Here is a 16512-nt window from a genome sequence, read left to right as displayed (position 1 = left end):
TCGACCGTGACGAAGCCGGACGGCGGACGCTTGCCGCACTTACCATGCGATACGGGGAACGTGTCACCGACCGTTCCTCCCTCTATGACGGTTGCAAGGACTTGAACGAGTACCTGCAACTGACAACGAAAAAACAGAAAAACAACCATCTAAAAATCGAAGAACAATGAACATACTGAACAACAGAAACAAGAGAACATCAATATTCAAGGCAGTGGCGTTATGCCTGATAGCCGCCATGTCATTCACCCTCGTGTCATGTGACGATGACATGGACATCCAGCAGTCCTATCCCTTCACGGTGGAGGTCATGCCCGTGCCGAACAAGGTAGTAAAGGGGCAGACAGTGGAAATCCGCTGTGAACTGAAAAAGGAGGGCGACTTTTCGGGTACGCTCTATACCATCCGCTATTTCCAGTTCGAGGGGGAAGGCTCGCTCAAAATGGATAACGGCATCACCTTCCTGCCTAACGACCGCTACCTGCTGGAGAACGAAAAATTCCGCCTGTACTACACGGCGGCGGGTGATGAGGCGCATAATTTCATCGTGGTGGTGGAGGATAACTTTAGCAACTCCTACGAACTGGAATTTGACTTCAACAACAGGAATGTAAAGGACGACGATCTTACCATCGTTCCCATCGGCAACTTCAGCCCCTTGTTGAAATGATGCGTGTATTCATGACAATGCTCTGTTCACTTCTGACGGTCTGTTCTGTGTCCGCGCAGATCAGCCGCCAAGAGGGAACGGACGGGCAGGCGGCAATCTACCGACTGCCGCTTATGGAACGTGCTTTTTTATGCTGCCGCTACTTTGAAGGCTGGCACTCAGAAAAACACTACCCATACGTCGGTTGGGGTCACAAACTTTTGCCAAACGAGAAGTATTCGGCACGAACCATGACAAAACGGGATGCGGATGAACTTTTGCGGAAAGACCTGCGCAAATTTGTCGCCATGTTCCGTAAATTCGGGGTTGATTCGATTTTGCTTGGCACGTTAGCTTACAATGTGGGACCGGCGAAGCTGTTAGGCAGCAAAACAATCCCCAAAAGCACCTTAATCAAGAAGCTGGAAGCTGGTGACAGGAACATCTACCGTGAGTATATAGCCTTCTGCAACTACAAAGGAAAACGCCACGCCATGCTGCTCAAACGGAGAAAGGCGGAGTTTGCGCTGTTGTATATCCCATAAAAGGACTGACAAAACTGGCAAAAGACGTGCCATATTTAACTTGGCACGTCTTTTGCTCTATCACTTGATAGATTATCGTAGGATTTTCTCGTTAATTGACATCGTTGAGCCATTTTTGCCTATCGGTTTCCAAATAACACTTCAAGTTGTAAGTGTTGTGAGAGCAATACAAAACATAGTTATTAACCATAAAAAGTATAGCGAAATTATGAAGAAAGTATTTAGGAAAATTCAGAAAGGAACAACAAAAATGATTGAACGTATCAAATCGTTGGGGGAAATGGAGACGAAGCAGAAATGTGTAGTTCAACGGTTCGAGATTATCATTCCCCTCCACCAAAAAATAACGACCCAATATATAGCCTCCGCAAGTTTTACTTGCGGATTTTTTAGTTATCGCAGATTGGACAAAGGTTTCTTTGCTACTTTCTTTGTCCGCCATCATGCTCACTGAAAGAAAGTAGGGCGGCTCTCGCCGCCCCGCCACTCAAAAGCGTGTGTAAAGTCCCGTCACCATCGTGAACATTTCCTCCAGCATATCAAAATAGATACCCTCGTGTACGGCAATGTCCTTTGTCTTGCACTCAAAGGTCTTTTTGCTGAACGTCCTGCGGTAGAAGCGCATATTGTAGAGGTCTGCCCCTTCGTCATAGATGATGTCAAGGCGGTTGGCACTTGTTTTGTTCCTTGCAAGGCTCATCCGTAAGCCGTTGCCCATATCTATGAAATCACGGCTACCTGTCATGGCGGTGAAGCGTTTTCCGCCTATCTGCTGTAATATCGTCTTGGCTATCATATCTTTTGTTTTTAGGGTTTTAAGTATTGGCGGTGCGGACACCGCCATCCCGTTCAAAATTCTCGCATTTCGGAAATGGGGGTCTGCCGTTGTAGCCACTCTTTCACACATTCCATATTGTACTCGCTCGTGATGACTGCCGTATGGCTGTCGGTGGCGGTGAAACGTGTGCTTTCGTAATCATCTATCCACCCCTTGAGGGTGTCCGTTCCCCACGCTCCGGTATCGTCAAAGATACCGTCCAATGCCGTGATAGGTTCGCTGAACTTGACTATCAGCGTTTGATAGGTCGTGTTCATAGTCTGTCCTCCTTTCCCTTCTTTGCGTTCAGCCACTTGTCCCGTGCGGCTCGGCACTCGTCCAACGTGGGTTTGACACAAGAGAACAATTCTCTGTCTATGGGGTGGCGGTAGTCGTACTGCACAAGTGTCCGCCTGCGTCTTCCGATACCCGATTGGAAACGCTCGTATTTCTCCGTACCTGCTTCCGCGCAGGTGCTTACTCCGTTGATGGTCATTCGTGTTGTCATAATGTTGCTTTTTAGATGGTTAAAAATGTACTGACAGAACTCTGTTCTTCATCACCATTTCGGGGTTGCTTGTGTAGCGTTGGTGCAGGTAGAAATGGTGTGAGCCGAAGCCGTAAAGGAAAAACTTGTCAAGTTCGTGCTTCTCGGCAAACTCCTTTACGCTCTTTCTCAATTCCCCCTCACTCGTTGTGAGAGTGAGGAGGTTCACAAATTCAAGGAACATCGTGGGGATTGCATCATCCCACACACAAATCATACTTTCAATTCTTACTTCCATATCAATGTTGTTTTAGGGGTTATGCTATGCCGCTTTCATCCGCTCACGGATAAGGTTGGCGTTCTTGTTCACAAGGTCTATGATGCGCTCGTGATATTCGGTGTCCTGGTTGTGCTTGCCGTGGCACTGCACCACTTCGAGGGTTCGCAAGTCCACCTCTACGGTTTCAATAATCTCATCGCCAATCCTTGCCGATAGTATGAGGGTGTCGGCTTTCTTGTAGTATCCACTGCCAAACACGCAGATGCCCTGCGTCTTGCCCTCGTTGTAATACTCGTCTATGCTTTCAAGCACCTTGACGATTATTTCCTCGTCCGTGATTACCAAGCCGAAGAATTTGGATTTGTTGGCGATGAAATCCTCCGCATCTTTCTTTCGTTGGAGTTGTCGCTGTTGCTCACGCTCACGCCTTTCAATCTCCCAACGGCGTTGCTCTGCGGCTCTTTCCTTCTCGTGTATGGCTTCAATTTTTCGGGTTGCGTTGTCGTGTGCCGCCATGAAATCTTCGGGACAGATGTTCTTCGGGTTACGGAGGTCTTGACCGAGTTTTTTGAGCATACGCAGATAGTCGCACCACATTGAGAGGTTGTCTATCTGATACTTGTGACGCTTGGCAATCAGATATGATGCCCAACATTCATCGGCAGTACGGGTATTGAAAAGAAAGTGTTTCATGACCTCAATCTCACCGCCTTTCATAAGGGTTTCAATTCTTGGGTCTGAAAGCAAGGCTTTGAAAAGACGCACGGGGGAGATGCCGTGGAAATCGCCCTTGAAGCCGTTACGTCTGAGTTGGGGCAATATCCTCATCTTTGGATATGCACAGCTTCTTGCCACCACATCATCGTATAGGCTGTTGTGCGGTCTTACCTCCATATCGCTGCCTAATGCCCACACATCGCAATAGCAGAAAAGGAAGCCACGGAGCAACGCCATGTCCGTAACCTTGCCGTCGGGTGAAATCCAACGCTGCACGACCTCGTGGCAGTAGAAACGCATCGGTTCGCCTTTCCTGCTCTCGCATCTGACCTGCGCCACGCGGATTACCTGATACCCTTTGCAGGTGGTTATCACGCTGAAATTCTGCGTTTCCTTGTAGATGCGTCTGCGTGTGTCCTGCACTTTGAGTTCGGCATGGCATTTGGGGCAGGTGCAGCCTTCAAGGGTGTCGCATAGTCCGCTGTCGCTGTGCCACTCGTGACCGCAGTCGGAACAGGTGATGTTCCCTTTCTTGGTGCGGTAGCCGATATGCTCAACGCAGTGGCGGTATGCCCAATCTATTTGTGTCGCTGATATGGGGCGAAGGTTGGCGGAAAGTCTTGCCACCTCTTTCTGTATCTTGGTCTTCGGTTTCATAAGCCTAAATCAAATAATGAGGGTTGGGGTTGGTTTTCTTTTCTCGCTGACGGTCTGTGGCGGTTCTGCAACTTGCGGAGTTCCTCCTCTTGGTATTTGCGGACAGCGTTCTGACGTGCCTCCGCCTTTTCCTCTGCCGTGAGTTTCACAACGTGGTTCACAACCACTTGGCAGTCCATCGGTTTGCCCACCTCTATCTCGTTTTCCTCATAGTAGTGGATGGCTTGCCCGAATATCTCTCCGTCCGTGAAACCGTTGCAACCGCTTTTCTGCACATAGTTCAGAATGTGGGTCACGCACTCGTCCATGTTCTTGGCAGGGTTGCGGTACTTCTTTGCAAATAGCGCATCTTCCTCCGCACGCTGTTCCAAGTACATATATATCGTTCTCTTGAAATGGTCTGTTCCTTTCATATCGCTGTCATTTTTAGATTATCTGTTTCAGTATCTCTCTCCAATAGGTCGGCTCTACCTCGCTGAGAAGGAAGTCCATGAAATCCCTCCGTGCGTCCTTGTTCAGTTCGTGGTACAATCTTCGGAAAGTTTCAAAATTGCCGTTGATGTACGTTTCCACCATATACACGAAGATGTTGTCCACCTCGTAATATCTGCACTGCTGCGCTGCCGTCTTGCTGTTTCTTTTTGCCATGTCGGTAAGGGTTAAAGGGTGAATAACCAAAGGATGAAGCCAAAGAAGGCAATGGTGGAAAGGATAGCCACGATTACACCTATCGCCACTCGGAACACTCCGTTTACAATCTCTCTGATGATGCCCCAAAGGATGCCGAACACCCCGAAGGCGGTGCGCATCATCAAGCCGCATATCGCCAACCCGATGTGTTGCGCCATTTGTCTGAAATTTGCCGTTGCCGTCATATCTTCGCTGTTTTTGATTTTTTTGTTTTTAATGCGGATTCAAGAGCTGAGGGAGTTGAGTTTCAAACTATCTTATCTGCCTCTCGTTTATCCGACATTTTTTTTATGCGTCTTTCTGTCGCATCGGTCGTTTTCGTTTCGGGTGCTTGAAAAGGTAGGGATTAGGGAATGCAAGGTTTTTCGGTCAAAATACTACCCGCAGGGCTGGAGATTTTTACCGAAAACAGGAGGCTTGACCTTGCTTTCCCGTCCAATCCCGGAATTACCTTTGCGCCCAGAACGAAAATGACTGACTGATGCGGCTTACTGAAAGGCGCAAAATGGAGGTAAACGAAAACAGAGGCAGATTGTGTAGAAAAAAACTTCAGGGGAAAATCCGTAAAAAAAAGAATCACCAAAAGGAAAAAGACATCACCGGAAGCGTGAAAAGGGCAAACCACAACAAAGGAAGTATGATTGTTTCCGATCCGACGGAACTTGTTCAGCCGGGTGGCAACAATCATTCTTCCCGGTTTGTCCGGCTGTGTGTGGGCGCCTGTTTCATTCATGGGGCAGGCTGACACACTCTGCATTCACTTTCCGCTTCCGGCAAAAGAGACAGCGAAAAAAGAAAAATCATTTGAAAACCCGTAAAAGCACCTCTTGGCATAGGCGCAAAAGAAAGGGGCATTGCTTCATCTGTCTAAACATCGTTTAGGCGTGAGGCAATGCCCTTTTCTCCAGCTATGCGGTAGTCGGCACACGTTTGTTCCAAACTCGTTTTGGGCAATGGTGTGCCGACGGACAATACCGCTTTTACGGAAAATTCTTATGAATGAGGGGATAAAAAACGGGAGTTTATATCAAAATCTCGAATTAAATAGCTACTTTTGCATACGAAGAGTTCTTTGAAGGTTACGCAACGCGCAGAAGGATAATGCAGTAGATAACTAACTAAATCGTAACCTATTACTATCAAGAGCAATTAACCTACGCTCATTTCCAATAAATTACACTCTTTTCGTAACTTCACACAGCGAATATGTATTTCTTATAAAAATAGTTTCTACATTTGCGACTGTTATGGCGAAATACATTTTCTGTATATTATTTGGTATATTTCTGATATGGGGATGCAATTTAGTGCCCGATAAAGAATTACAGGAGTTCCGGACAGAGGCCGGTACTACCACTATACAATCCCATAATAAGTCACAGAGTTACCGATCCAAAGCTGTAGTCAAACAATCCGGTAAAGAAAACAACTCCTTCCAAGAAGGGAAATATGATGGAAAATATGATTGCAACATTGCCGATGGTATTTTAGGAAACTCACTTTTATCCCGTACCACTTCTCTTTCCAAAATTCTAAGATTCAACGTTTCTTCCGTTACAATTCGGATACTAAGTTCCTTAAAATATCAATTTCCGAAAGAAAAATGGACTGGTCTCCCCTACTACACAAATCTCACCAAATTCTCATATAGATATTACGTCTATACACTAGGACGAATACTTATTTAAATATCTCTTTTCCTTCTATGGGATGAGATGAGTGTATCTTCATGCCCATTTTATCTCTTTATATTCAAGGCAAGAAAGCAAGAAGAGTCTTTTCCATTGCCGGGAATATGCATACGATTTCACTTTTACATATTAATAACTTGATATATAATGGAATTTATATTAGACTTTATTCTCCACATTGATCAATACATGATTAATATAGTGCAGGATTACCATACTTGGGCATATGCTATCCTATTCATCATTATATTTTGCGAAACCGGGCTTGTAGTCACTCCCTTTCTTCCTGGTGATTCTTTACTTTTCGTTGCAGGAGCCATTTCCGCATTACCCGGTATGCCGATCGATATCCATATTCTTGTTTTAATCTTATTTGCAGCAGCCGTATTAGGTGACTCCTGCAACTACATGATCGGACATTTTTTCGGACGCAAACTTTTTCATAATCCCAACTCCAGGATATTCAAACAAAGTTATCTTGATAAAACGCATGAATTTTATAAAAAATATGGTGGGAAAACGATTATTCTCGCCCGCTTTGTGCCTATCGTCCGCACTTTTGCTCCATTTATAGCCGGAATGGGAAAAATGCATTACTATTATTTTATGATCTACAATTTGATAGGTGGAGCTATATGGGTAGTTTTATTTTGCTATGCAGGCTACTTCTTTGGCGATCTGCCGTTCGTACAGGAAAATCTTAAACTCTTGATTATCGCTATTATATTTATTTCAATATTGCCTGCAATAATAGAAATATTACGAGCGAAGTTAGGATCGAAGCAATAAAAAACTTTATTCATTTGTTTATTAATAACAACGGCCATCAAATTAAACATCTCAAAAACAATTTAATGTACTCATATTTATGAAAAATTCTTTTTTTAGTAAATTTACGCCCAAAGAACCAAAGTTCTTTCCTCTACTGAAGCAGTTATCAGATGTTTTATCTGCCTCATCCGTTCTACTTGTTGAAAGTCTGGAACATGATCTGCCCACAGAAAGAGCAGATTACTACAAACAAATTAAAGACATGGAACGTGAAGGTGACAGATTGACTCATTTAATCTTTGACGAGTTAAGTACGACATTCATCACTCCCTTCGACCGTGAAGATATTCACGATCTGGCTTCCTGCATGGATGATGTTATCGACGGAATCAACAGTAGCGCCAAGCGCATTGTTATCTATAATCCCCGCCCTATTTCCGAAAGTGGAAAAGAATTGAGCCGTCTGATTCACGAGGAGGCTATCAATATAGGTAAAGCCATGGATGAACTGGAGACTTTCCGCAAAAATCCAAAGCCATTGCGCAACTATTGTACCCAATTACACGATATAGAAAATCAGGCAGATGACGTATACGAGCTTTTTATCACCAAACTCTTTGAAGAAGAAAAAGACTGTATCGAACTGATTAAAATTAAAGAGATCATGCATGAGCTGGAAAAGACAACCGATGCAGCAGAACATGTAGGGAAAATATTAAAAAACCTGATCGTAAAGTATTCATAAAAGCAGAGCAAGACACATGGAATTATTAGTGACTATCATTATACTAGCTCTGATATTCGATTATATCAACGGCTTTCATGACGCAGCAAACTCGATCGCTACCATCGTATCGACTAAAGTACTGACTCCTTTTCAGGCGGTATTGTGGGCAGCATTCTTTAACTTCGTTGCGTTCTTCATAGCCAAATACATTATAGGTGGCTTTGGCATAGCAAACACTGTGTCAAAGACAGTCGTTGAACAATACATCACGCTACCTATTATCCTGGCGGGCATTATTGCTGCTATTTCATGGAATCTGATTACCTGGTGGAAGGGTATTCCGTCTTCTTCCTCCCATACGCTTATAGGTGGTTTTGCAGGAGCTGCTATCATGGCAAACGGCTTTGAAGCTATTCAGCTCAATATCATTCTTAAGATTGCCGCTTTTATCTTCCTGGCTCCATTTATCGGTATGGTTATCGCTTTCGGATTTACTCTACTTGTGCTTTACATCTGCCGACGTGCAAATCCGCATACCGCTGAAATGTGGTTCAAGAGATTACAGTTGGTTTCTTCCGCCATGTTCAGTGTAGGACATGGTCTGAATGACTCGCAGAAGGTAATGGGTATCATTGCCGCTGCAATGATAGCTGCCCACTCTATGGGTCTGGGAATGGGAATAAACAGTATTTCTGATCTACCGGACTGGGTAGCGTTCTCCTGTTTTACTGCTATCTCACTGGGAACGGTGTCCGGAGGATGGAAAATCGTAAAAACGATGGGAACCAGAATCACTAAAGTCACACCATTGGAAGGTATGGTTGCCGAAACCGCAGGTGCTTTTACACTTTATATCACCGAAATGCTGAAAATTCCTGTAAGTACGACTCATACGATCACCGGAGCAATTATCGGGGTCGGAGCAACCAAACGTTTATCTGCTGTTCGCTGGGGAGTAACTAAAAGCCTCATGACTGCATGGGTACTTACTATTCCTGTCAGTGGACTCCTAGCTGCATGTATTTATAGTGTAGTTTCTCTGTTCCTGAAATAAATTCAGTTTCAAATAAAAAAGGTGTATCAGAACTTTTTCTGACACACCTTTTTATATATACTAATTCAGCTAATCTTACTTCACTTCCTCGAAGTCTGCATCCTGAACATTGTCACCATGCTTGCTACTATCCTGACCAGCATTCTGACCTGCATTCATATCAGGACCAGCCTGTGCACCACCCTGAGCTCCGCCTTGAGCGTACATTTCAGCACTTGCAGCCTGGAAAACAGTATTGATTTCTGCCATAGCCGTATCAATAGCAGCTAAATCCTGAGACTTATGAGCATCTTTCAGTTTCTGCAAAGCAGCTTCAATTGGAGCTTTCTTATCAGCAGGCAACTTATCACCCAATTCCTTCAACTGATTTTCTGTCTGGAAAATTACGCTGTCGGCCTGGTTCAGCTTATCAATCTTTTCACGTTCTTTCTTGTCTGCTTCTGCATTAGCTTCAGCTTCAGCCTTCATCTTTTCGATTTCTTCCTTGCTCAAACCGCTGGAAGCTTCGATACGGATTGCCTGTTCTTTACCTGTAGCCTTATCCTTAGCAGATACTTTCAAGATACCGTTAGCATCGATATCGAATGTAACCTCAATCTGAGGAACACCACGACGAGCCGGAGCGATACCTGACAAGTTGAACTGACCAATTGACTTATTCTGAGCAGCCATCGGACGTTCTCCCTGCAATACATGAATAGTTACTTCACTCTGATTGTCGGCAGCAGTAGAGAAGGTCTCACTCTTACGAGCCGGAATTGTTGTATTAGCATCAATCAATTTCGTCATCACACCACCCAGTGTTTCAATACCCATTGACAACGGAGTAACATCCAACAACACCACACCTTTGATTTCGTCTGTCAAAACAGCACCCTGTACAGCAGCACCAACAGCTACTACTTCATCCGGGTTCACACCTTTAGAAGGAGTCTTTCCGAAGAAATCTTCTACCAGTTTCTGTACGGCAGGAATACGGGAAGAACCACCTACAAGGATTACTTCATCAATATCAGAGTTGCTCAAACCAGCATCGCTCATTGCTTTCTTACATGGTTCCAGACAAGCCTGAATCAATCCGTGAGCCAATGATTCGAATTTTGCACGAGTCAAAGTCTTCACCAAGTGCTTGGGCACACCGTTTACCGGCATAATGTACGGCAAGTTGATTTCTGTGCTTGTTGAAGAAGAAAGTTCAATCTTAGCCTTTTCAGCAGCTTCTTTCAGACGCTGCAAAGCCATCGGGTCCTGAGTCAAGTCAGCACCTTCGTCATTTTTGAATTCCTGTACCAGCCAGTTGATGATTACCTGGTCGAAGTCATCACCACCCAAGTGAGTATCACCGTTAGTAGAAAGGACTTCGAATACACCACCACCAAATTCGAGGATAGAGATATCAAAAGTACCACCACCAAGGTCGAATACAGCAATCTTCATATCTTTGTGAGCCTTGTCCAGACCGTATGCAAGAGCTGCAGCTGTCGGTTCGTTAACAATACGTTTTACTTCCAAACCTGCAATCTGTCCGGCTTCTTTAGTAGCCTGACGTTGAGAGTCGGAGAAATATGCAGGAACGGTGATAACAGCTTCTGTAACTTCTTGTCCCAGATAATCTTCAGCAGTCTTCTTCATCTTCTGAAGAACCATTGCAGAGATTTCTTGCGGAGTGTACAGACGACCGTCAATATCTACACGCGGAGTGTTATTGTCACCTTTCACTACTTTATAAGGAACACGTGTAACCTCTTTCTGCACCTGGTCCCAGTTTTCACCCATAAAACGTTTGATAGAGAAGATCGTACGTGTCGGGTTAGTAATAGCCTGACGTTTAGCAGGATCACCTACTTTACGCTCGCCGCCATCTACAAATGCAACCACAGAAGGAGTTGTACGCTTACCTTCACTGTTTGCAATTACTACAGGTTCGTTGCCCTCAAATACGGCAACACAAGAGTTTGTTGTTCCTAAGTCAATACCAATAATTTTTCCCATGATCGTTATTCTTTTTATTTATTATTATTCAATTTCTTTTTGTCCGGTTGTTTTCTTTCTCTTTGTAAGGGCTTTCAAACGGACGCTGATTAAAAAACAAACCATGTGCCAAAAAGAAATCGGACGAATACGTGACATATTTTCTGCCAAAACGACAGTTTTAAATCGAAATGACTGCTGTCAAGTCACATAGAAGCCAAACAGCTATCGACTCATTAAACAAATGGAAACGGCTCTGGTTCAATAAAGCAAAAGAATAGATCATAAAGGAATAAAAAATATGCCTGTATCGTTATGTGCGACACAGGCATACCTATTTAATATAATACGTATATCTTACTTTTCAAGTACAATCACCAACGCATTATTTGCGTCATACAAACCGATTCCGCCACCGGAAAGTTTATCGAACGACTTCACTTCATTCATTGCTTTCAGAATCTTACCTTCCACTTCCATATCAGGGCAAGCCATCATTGTGCTAGCCACCCCAGGGAAAGAGATTGATTTAGCATTAGTAGTGCTAGTTTCAAAACCACCATTAATCAAGTTACATCCGGCATTGCCATGAAGTGTTTTCTTTTTCACATCAAAAGCAATGAAAGGTTGCTTTTCCATTCCCGAAGGAATTGCTTCACCATTCACTTCCTTTATTTTCCATTCTCCGTTCAATACTGAAAGTTTCACGTCAGCCTCCTTTTTTTCAAGAACTACAACCGGACGATTGGACTCATTGCAAAGAAACATTTTATCCTTACCGGCTTTCTTATACCCTTTCACCTGTGCAAGCGCACCTAACACATTTCTCTCGGTAGTCATGTCCGGACACATCATTCTGGTGCTAGCCATTCCCTTAAGCTCCATGCTGCCCGGCTTGGCATTCACGTCAAAGCTACCCATCATACGGTTGCATCCACTGTTACCGGATACTCTTCCGGTCGCTGTATCAAAAGTAATAAAGGGAAGGGTTCTGCTTTCGCCCGGAGTTACTTTCGAGCCGTTAACTTCTATAATATTCCACTCACCATTGATTGAAGCCAATGGGACTGCCTTCTCAACCGAACGGCATGAAAACATTGCAAGTACTGTGCTGGCAATGCAAATTGAAACGAATACTTTCTTCATTTTGTTATAACGTTTAAGTTAAAATCGGGGGCAAAGATATCAAAAAGATTGGGAAATACCATCTAATGCGATATAAAATACATACATTTGCCATTATCTATAAAACAAACAATAAGATTACATAGTTCATCTAAAGTAAATAAATATGAGAACAATCGTCCTATTTCTAATCCTGCTTGGTTGTGGTACCTCTCATATCACAGCGCAAAATGATTATCTTGTCACTACTATTCCCAATCAGGAGGATCCTCTAAGTGAAGAAGAACAGTTCATAAAAGAGAACTTCCCACTGCAACTTTTATGTAAATGGACACCCGGAATGAAATTCATGTTTATTCCATCCGGACGTGACATGTTCCTCCCCACCCTTTCGGTGTATGAGACAGAAAAAGGAGCAGATAACAGCGTTTTGAAACACAAGATTCTTACTTTCGCCGGATATGAAGAAAAATCTCAAAAACTATCAAATGACATGAGCTATTCCACTCGACTCATCTTCGAATGTGACGGAGAAAAATATTATTATGAGATTAAAAATACACGTCCGGATGAAATTTGCGAAAAGAATCCCCGTGCCTATATCAACGGATTAGTTAATCTGAAAGATGTAGACACGGCAAAAGATTTACTGACAGGCAGAAAGATATATGTTCAGTCCGATATGGCACAGGTGGACGATGCCAATAGTTACTCCGGATATAGGGAAGTGTCTATTCCGGTCAACACCGAAGCAACCATTACCGCCATAGGAGTTGGCAGTCAGGCATATCCCGTGAAAATCATATTTCAGGATTCGCAGGGACATACCTATTATCTGGAAGTAGCTCTTTCCCGCACTAATTCCGGTATGGACGTGAGCGATTTCCAAGCTGAAAAGAAAATGAGATATTTTTCCAACGCCATCAGTTTCAGTAGCAAAAAGTCCGGAAATCTGGAAACCTTGAAAGACAAATATATTGATCTGACCGTCTATCCGAAACGGACATTGGCTGTAAAAAGAGTCTTCAACCTTGAAAACAAGCAAATGGAAAACCGCATACATTTGCCTCGCTACACTGTTTTGAAAATAAAAGAAGTAAAAATCTCCGGTCCGGGAAGTCTGGTTATCCTCTCACTGGAGGATCGGCATGGATCACTTTATGAAACAGAGGTTGACCTAAAATATGACGTTATCGTCAAAAACGAGAATTATATTGAAGACCTTTTCGGATTTGGAGACATCCATCAGAAGTATCCGGCTATCACAGATAAACGTTGGGCAATCATCGCACGGGGTGATTTGGAAGAAGGTATGAACACCGACGAATGTCGTCTGTCAATAGGTGATCCTGTAGAAATACAGTTAAAAAAAGACAGTCGTTTCGAAACTTGGTTCTACAACGGAAAAACGCTGGAATTTGAGAGTGGCATCTTGCAACGTTTCAAATAAAAAGGAGTAGCGACGCGGTGATTATCTGAAAATAATCACGTATATTTGCCAAGCTAACAATTCTAAAATCTTAATTTTTGATTTATAATTTATTAATTAAAAGAAATGGGTAGAGTTCTTATTATCGGTGCAGGCGGTGTTGGTACTGTCGTAGCACACAAAGTGGCACAAAATGCCGATGTATTCACAGACATCATGATTGCCAGCCGTACAAAGGAGAAATGCGATAATATCGTCAAAGCTATAGGCAATCCCAATATAAAAACCGCCAAAGTGGATGCGGATAATGTAGATGAACTGGTAGCTTTATTCAATGACTTTAAGCCGGAAATGGTAATCAACGTTGCTCTTCCTTATCAGGATCTTACCATTATGGAAGCCTGTCTGAAGGCGGGTGTCAACTACCTGGATACAGCCAACTATGAGCCGAAAGATGAAGCTCATTTTGAATACAGCTGGCAATGGGCTTACCACGACCGTTTCAAGGAAGCAGGTCTGACTGCCATTCTTGGTTGCGGTTTCGATCCGGGAGTCAGTGGAATCTACACAGCCTATGCAGCCAAACATTATTTCGACGAAATCCAATATCTGGATATCGTAGACTGTAATGCAGGAAATCATCATAAAGCATTTGCCACCAATTTTAATCCGGAAATCAATATCCGCGAAATTACTCAGAACGGACGTTATTACGAGAATGGTCAATGGGTGACAACCGGTCCGCTGGAAATCCACAAAGATCTGACTTATCCTAATATTGGTCCACGTGATTCCTATCTTCTTTATCATGAAGAACTGGAATCGTTGGTCAAGCATTTCCCGACTATCAAGCGTGCCCGTTTCTGGATGACTTTCGGACAAGAATATCTGACTCACTTACGCGTGATTCAGAATATCGGCATGGCCCGTATCGATGAAGTTGATTATAACGGAACTAAAATCGTACCATTACAATTCTTGAAAGCAGTATTGCCTAACCCACAGGATTTAGGTGAGAACTATGAAGGTGAAACCTCTATCGGTTGCCGTATCCGTGGCATCAAAGACGGAAAAGAACGTACTTACTATGTCTACAACAACTGCAGCCATCAGGAAGCTTACAAGGAAACAGGTATGCAGGGAGTCAGCTACACCACCGGTGTTCCGGCTATGATCGGTGCCATGATGTTCTTCAAAGGCGAATGGCAACGTCCGGGTGTAAACAATGTAGAAGAATTTAATCCGGATCCGTTCATGGAACAGCTCAATAAGCAGGGACTGCCTTGGCATGAAGTGTTTGATAAAGATCTGGAACTATAATAGAACGAGTCAGAATGAAGAATATAGGAGATAAAGCACCGGAAGTATTAGGTATCAATGAAAAAGGTGAAGAGATCCGCCTAAGTGCTTATAAAGGAAAAAAGATAGTACTGTATTTCTATCCGAAAGACAGTACATCGGGGTGCACGGCACAGGCATGCAGTCTGCGCGACAACTATTCCGAACTGCGTAAAGCCGGTTACGAAGTAATCGGTGTCAGCGTAGACAGCGAGAAGTCGCACCAAAAATTCATCGATAAGAATAATCTTCCTTTTACGCTGATAGCCGATACGGACAAAAAGTTGGTAGAAGAATTTGGTGTATGGGGAGAGAAAAAGCTGTATGGACGTGCCTATATGGGAACCTTCCGCACTACTTTCCTGATCAATGAAGAAGGAATCATAGAACGGATTATCACTCCCAAAGAAGTGAAAACCAAAGAGCATGCCTCACAGATTTTAAATCAATAAATCCATTAATTACAAGAATAAGGTATGGCAAAGAAAGACGAACTTAATTTTGAAACAGATAATAAAATGGCATCAAGCGAAAAACTGAAAGCCTTACAGGCTACCATGGAAAAGATAGAAAAGAACTTCGGTAAAGGTTCTATCATGAAAATGGGTGATGATAGTGTTGAACAAGTGGAAGTGATTCCTACCGGCTCCATTGCTTTAAACGTGGCACTTGGCGTAGGAGGATATCCTAGGGGAAGAATCATCGAAATCTATGGTCCGGAATCTTCCGGTAAAACGACTCTGGCTATTCACGCCATTGCCGAAGCACAAAAAGCCGGTGGTATCGCCGCTTTTATTGATGCCGAACATGCCTTCGACCGTTTTTATGCAGCGAAATTAGGCGTGGATGTAGACAATCTCTGGATTTCTCAACCGGACAATGGAGAGCAGGCCTTGGAAATAGCCGAACAGTTAATCCGTTCTTCCGCTATTGATATTATTGTTATTGACTCCGTAGCAGCATTAACTCCGAAAGCAGAAATTGAAGGCGACATGGGTGACAATAAGGTAGGTTTGCAGGCACGTCTGATGTCACAGGCTTTGCGTAAATTGACCGGTACAGTCAGCAAAACACGTACGACTTGTATCTTTATCAACCAGCTCCGTGAAAAGATTGGCGTCATGTTCGGTAATCCGGAAACAACGACAGGTGGTAACGCATTGAAGTTCTATGCTTCTGTACGTATAGATATCCGTGGCAGCCAGCCAATCAAAGACGGTGAAGAAGTTCTTGGTAAACTGACTAAGGTGAAAGTGGTGAAGAACAAAGTAGCACCTCCTTTCCGCAAAGCAGAATTTGATATCATGTTTGGTGAAGGTATTTCTCACTCCGGAGAAATCATCGATTTGGGCGCAGAACTGGGAATTATCAAAAAGAGCGGTTCATGGTATAGCTACAATGACACTAAACTTGGTCAAGGACGTGATGCAGCCAAGGTATGTATCAAAGATAATCCCGAACTTGCTGAAGAACTGGAAGGATTGATCTTCGAAGCCTTGAATAAAAAATAATCCGGTTCCCTTAAAACGGATACTAAAAATAAAAAGTGGAGGAATCACCGTAT

General features: G+C 43.5%; 23 protein-coding genes and 1 pseudogene. 13 read left to right on the top strand and 11 right to left on the bottom strand.

From position 1 onward, the window contains the following. The 4 genes and pseudogenes from DW640_RS16825 to DW640_RS24430 all read left to right on the top strand — a co-directional run. Window positions 1-170, top strand: a pseudogene (locus DW640_RS16825) (toprim domain-containing protein); the annotation flags it as partial. Next, window positions 167-670: a DUF3872 domain-containing protein gene (locus DW640_RS16820; RefSeq protein ID WP_004291525.1), complete on the top strand. Its 504-nt coding sequence runs from the start codon at window positions 167-169 to the stop codon at window positions 668-670. The pseudogene DW640_RS16825 and the gene DW640_RS16820, both read left to right, overlap by 4 nt. Continuing rightward, a complete protein-coding gene (locus DW640_RS16815; RefSeq protein ID WP_004291526.1) occupies window positions 667-1194 on the top strand; it encodes a hypothetical protein in 528 nt (175 codons plus the stop codon). Before DW640_RS16820 ends, DW640_RS16815 begins: the two co-directional genes overlap by 4 nt. 64 nt (window positions 1195-1258) lie before the next feature. After that, the gene (locus DW640_RS24430) at window positions 1259-1648 is read left to right on the top strand and encodes a hypothetical protein (RefSeq protein WP_004291527.1); all 390 of its coding nucleotides are present in this window, start codon (window positions 1259-1261) and stop codon (window positions 1646-1648) included. 33 nt (window positions 1649-1681) lie between these two features. Here DW640_RS24430 and DW640_RS16805 read toward each other — a convergent pair whose 3' ends face one another. The 9 genes from DW640_RS16805 to DW640_RS24425 form a co-directional block, all read right to left on the bottom strand. Continuing rightward, window positions 1682-1990 (bottom strand): hypothetical protein, encoded by a 309-nt coding sequence (locus DW640_RS16805; protein ID WP_004304290.1) that lies wholly within the window; start codon window positions 1988-1990, stop codon window positions 1682-1684. A 53-nt stretch (window positions 1991-2043) separates the two neighbouring features. Beyond that, window positions 2044-2346: a hypothetical protein gene (locus DW640_RS16800; protein ID WP_005783104.1), complete on the bottom strand. Its 303-nt coding sequence runs from the start codon at window positions 2344-2346 to the stop codon at window positions 2044-2046. Beyond that, complete coding sequence (locus DW640_RS16795) at window positions 2286-2519, bottom strand: DUF3873 domain-containing protein (protein ID WP_004304291.1); 234 nt, start codon at window positions 2517-2519, stop codon at window positions 2286-2288. Before DW640_RS16795 ends, DW640_RS16800 begins: the two co-directional genes overlap by 61 nt. Window positions 2520-2538: 19 nt before the next feature. Further along, window positions 2539-2796: a hypothetical protein gene (locus DW640_RS16790; RefSeq protein WP_004291531.1), complete on the bottom strand. Its 258-nt coding sequence runs from the start codon at window positions 2794-2796 to the stop codon at window positions 2539-2541. A 24-nt stretch (window positions 2797-2820) separates the two neighbouring features. After that, window positions 2821-4152, bottom strand: coding sequence for a PcfJ domain-containing protein (locus tag DW640_RS16785; protein ID WP_004291532.1), 1332 nt, complete (start codon window positions 4150-4152; stop codon window positions 2821-2823). Further along, window positions 4149-4565, bottom strand: a complete 417-nt coding sequence (locus DW640_RS16780) for a PcfK-like family protein (protein WP_004291533.1) — start codon at window positions 4563-4565, stop codon at window positions 4149-4151. Before DW640_RS16780 ends, DW640_RS16785 begins: the two co-directional genes overlap by 4 nt. A gap of 13 nt (window positions 4566-4578) precedes the next feature. Beyond that, window positions 4579-4800, bottom strand: a complete 222-nt coding sequence (locus DW640_RS16775) for a hypothetical protein (RefSeq protein ID WP_004291534.1) — start codon at window positions 4798-4800, stop codon at window positions 4579-4581. Between the two features lie 11 nt (window positions 4801-4811). Then, window positions 4812-5027 (bottom strand): hypothetical protein, encoded by a 216-nt coding sequence (locus DW640_RS16770; protein WP_004291535.1) that lies wholly within the window; start codon window positions 5025-5027, stop codon window positions 4812-4814. Between the two features lie 161 nt (window positions 5028-5188). After that, complete coding sequence (locus tag DW640_RS24425) at window positions 5189-5599, bottom strand: hypothetical protein (protein WP_004291538.1); 411 nt, start codon at window positions 5597-5599, stop codon at window positions 5189-5191. A gap of 106 nt (window positions 5600-5705) precedes the next feature. Between DW640_RS24425 and DW640_RS24420 the strand changes: the two genes are divergently transcribed. From DW640_RS24420 to DW640_RS16735, 5 genes are all read left to right on the top strand, one after another. Continuing rightward, the gene (locus DW640_RS24420; RefSeq protein ID WP_007567577.1) at window positions 5706-5918 is read left to right on the top strand and encodes a hypothetical protein; all 213 of its coding nucleotides are present in this window, start codon (window positions 5706-5708) and stop codon (window positions 5916-5918) included. 171 nt (window positions 5919-6089) lie between these two features. Next, window positions 6090-6530 (top strand): hypothetical protein, encoded by a 441-nt coding sequence (locus DW640_RS24415; RefSeq protein ID WP_008760356.1) that lies wholly within the window; start codon window positions 6090-6092, stop codon window positions 6528-6530. 150 nt (window positions 6531-6680) lie between these two features. Beyond that, a complete protein-coding gene (locus DW640_RS16745) occupies window positions 6681-7322 on the top strand; it encodes a DedA family protein (protein ID WP_011109355.1) in 642 nt (213 codons plus the stop codon). Window positions 7323-7401: 79 nt separating this feature from the next. Next, window positions 7402-8049: a DUF47 domain-containing protein gene (locus tag DW640_RS16740; RefSeq protein WP_022470951.1), complete on the top strand. Its 648-nt coding sequence runs from the start codon at window positions 7402-7404 to the stop codon at window positions 8047-8049. A gap of 16 nt (window positions 8050-8065) precedes the next feature. Continuing rightward, window positions 8066-9085: an inorganic phosphate transporter gene (locus tag DW640_RS16735; RefSeq protein ID WP_022470950.1), complete on the top strand. Its 1020-nt coding sequence runs from the start codon at window positions 8066-8068 to the stop codon at window positions 9083-9085. A 75-nt stretch (window positions 9086-9160) separates the two neighbouring features. Here DW640_RS16735 and dnaK read toward each other — a convergent pair whose 3' ends face one another. Both dnaK and DW640_RS16725 read right to left on the bottom strand, forming a co-directional pair. Next, a complete protein-coding gene (dnaK, locus tag DW640_RS16730; RefSeq protein ID WP_117578733.1) occupies window positions 9161-11077 on the bottom strand; it encodes a molecular chaperone DnaK in 1917 nt (638 codons plus the stop codon). Window positions 11078-11413: 336 nt separating this feature from the next. After that, complete coding sequence (locus DW640_RS16725; RefSeq protein ID WP_008760351.1) at window positions 11414-12202, bottom strand: META domain-containing protein; 789 nt, start codon at window positions 12200-12202, stop codon at window positions 11414-11416. A gap of 145 nt (window positions 12203-12347) precedes the next feature. Here DW640_RS16725 and DW640_RS16720 point away from each other — a divergent pair, with 145 nt between their 5' ends. From DW640_RS16720 to recA, 4 genes are all read left to right on the top strand, one after another. Beyond that, window positions 12348-13631: a hypothetical protein gene (locus DW640_RS16720; protein ID WP_090611697.1), complete on the top strand. Its 1284-nt coding sequence runs from the start codon at window positions 12348-12350 to the stop codon at window positions 13629-13631. A gap of 105 nt (window positions 13632-13736) precedes the next feature. Beyond that, on the top strand, window positions 13737-14930 hold the full coding sequence (locus tag DW640_RS16715; protein ID WP_008764762.1) for a saccharopine dehydrogenase family protein: 1194 nt from the start codon (window positions 13737-13739) through the stop codon (window positions 14928-14930). 14 nt (window positions 14931-14944) lie between these two features. Beyond that, on the top strand, window positions 14945-15400 hold the full coding sequence (bcp, locus tag DW640_RS16710) for a thioredoxin-dependent thiol peroxidase (RefSeq protein ID WP_008760349.1): 456 nt from the start codon (window positions 14945-14947) through the stop codon (window positions 15398-15400). 24 nt (window positions 15401-15424) lie between these two features. Next, window positions 15425-16459, top strand: a complete 1035-nt coding sequence (gene recA, locus DW640_RS16705) for a recombinase RecA (RefSeq protein ID WP_008760348.1) — start codon at window positions 15425-15427, stop codon at window positions 16457-16459. The last annotated feature ends 53 nt before the right edge of the window (window positions 16460-16512 follow it).

Origin of the sequence: Bacteroides sp. AM23-12, from assembly GCF_003434395.1 — a bacterium.
Classification (GTDB): Bacteria; Bacteroidota; Bacteroidia; order Bacteroidales; family Bacteroidaceae; genus Bacteroides; species Bacteroides thetaiotaomicron.
Note: the sequence above shows the minus strand (reverse complement) of the source record. Positions and strands in the feature narration are given on the sequence as shown.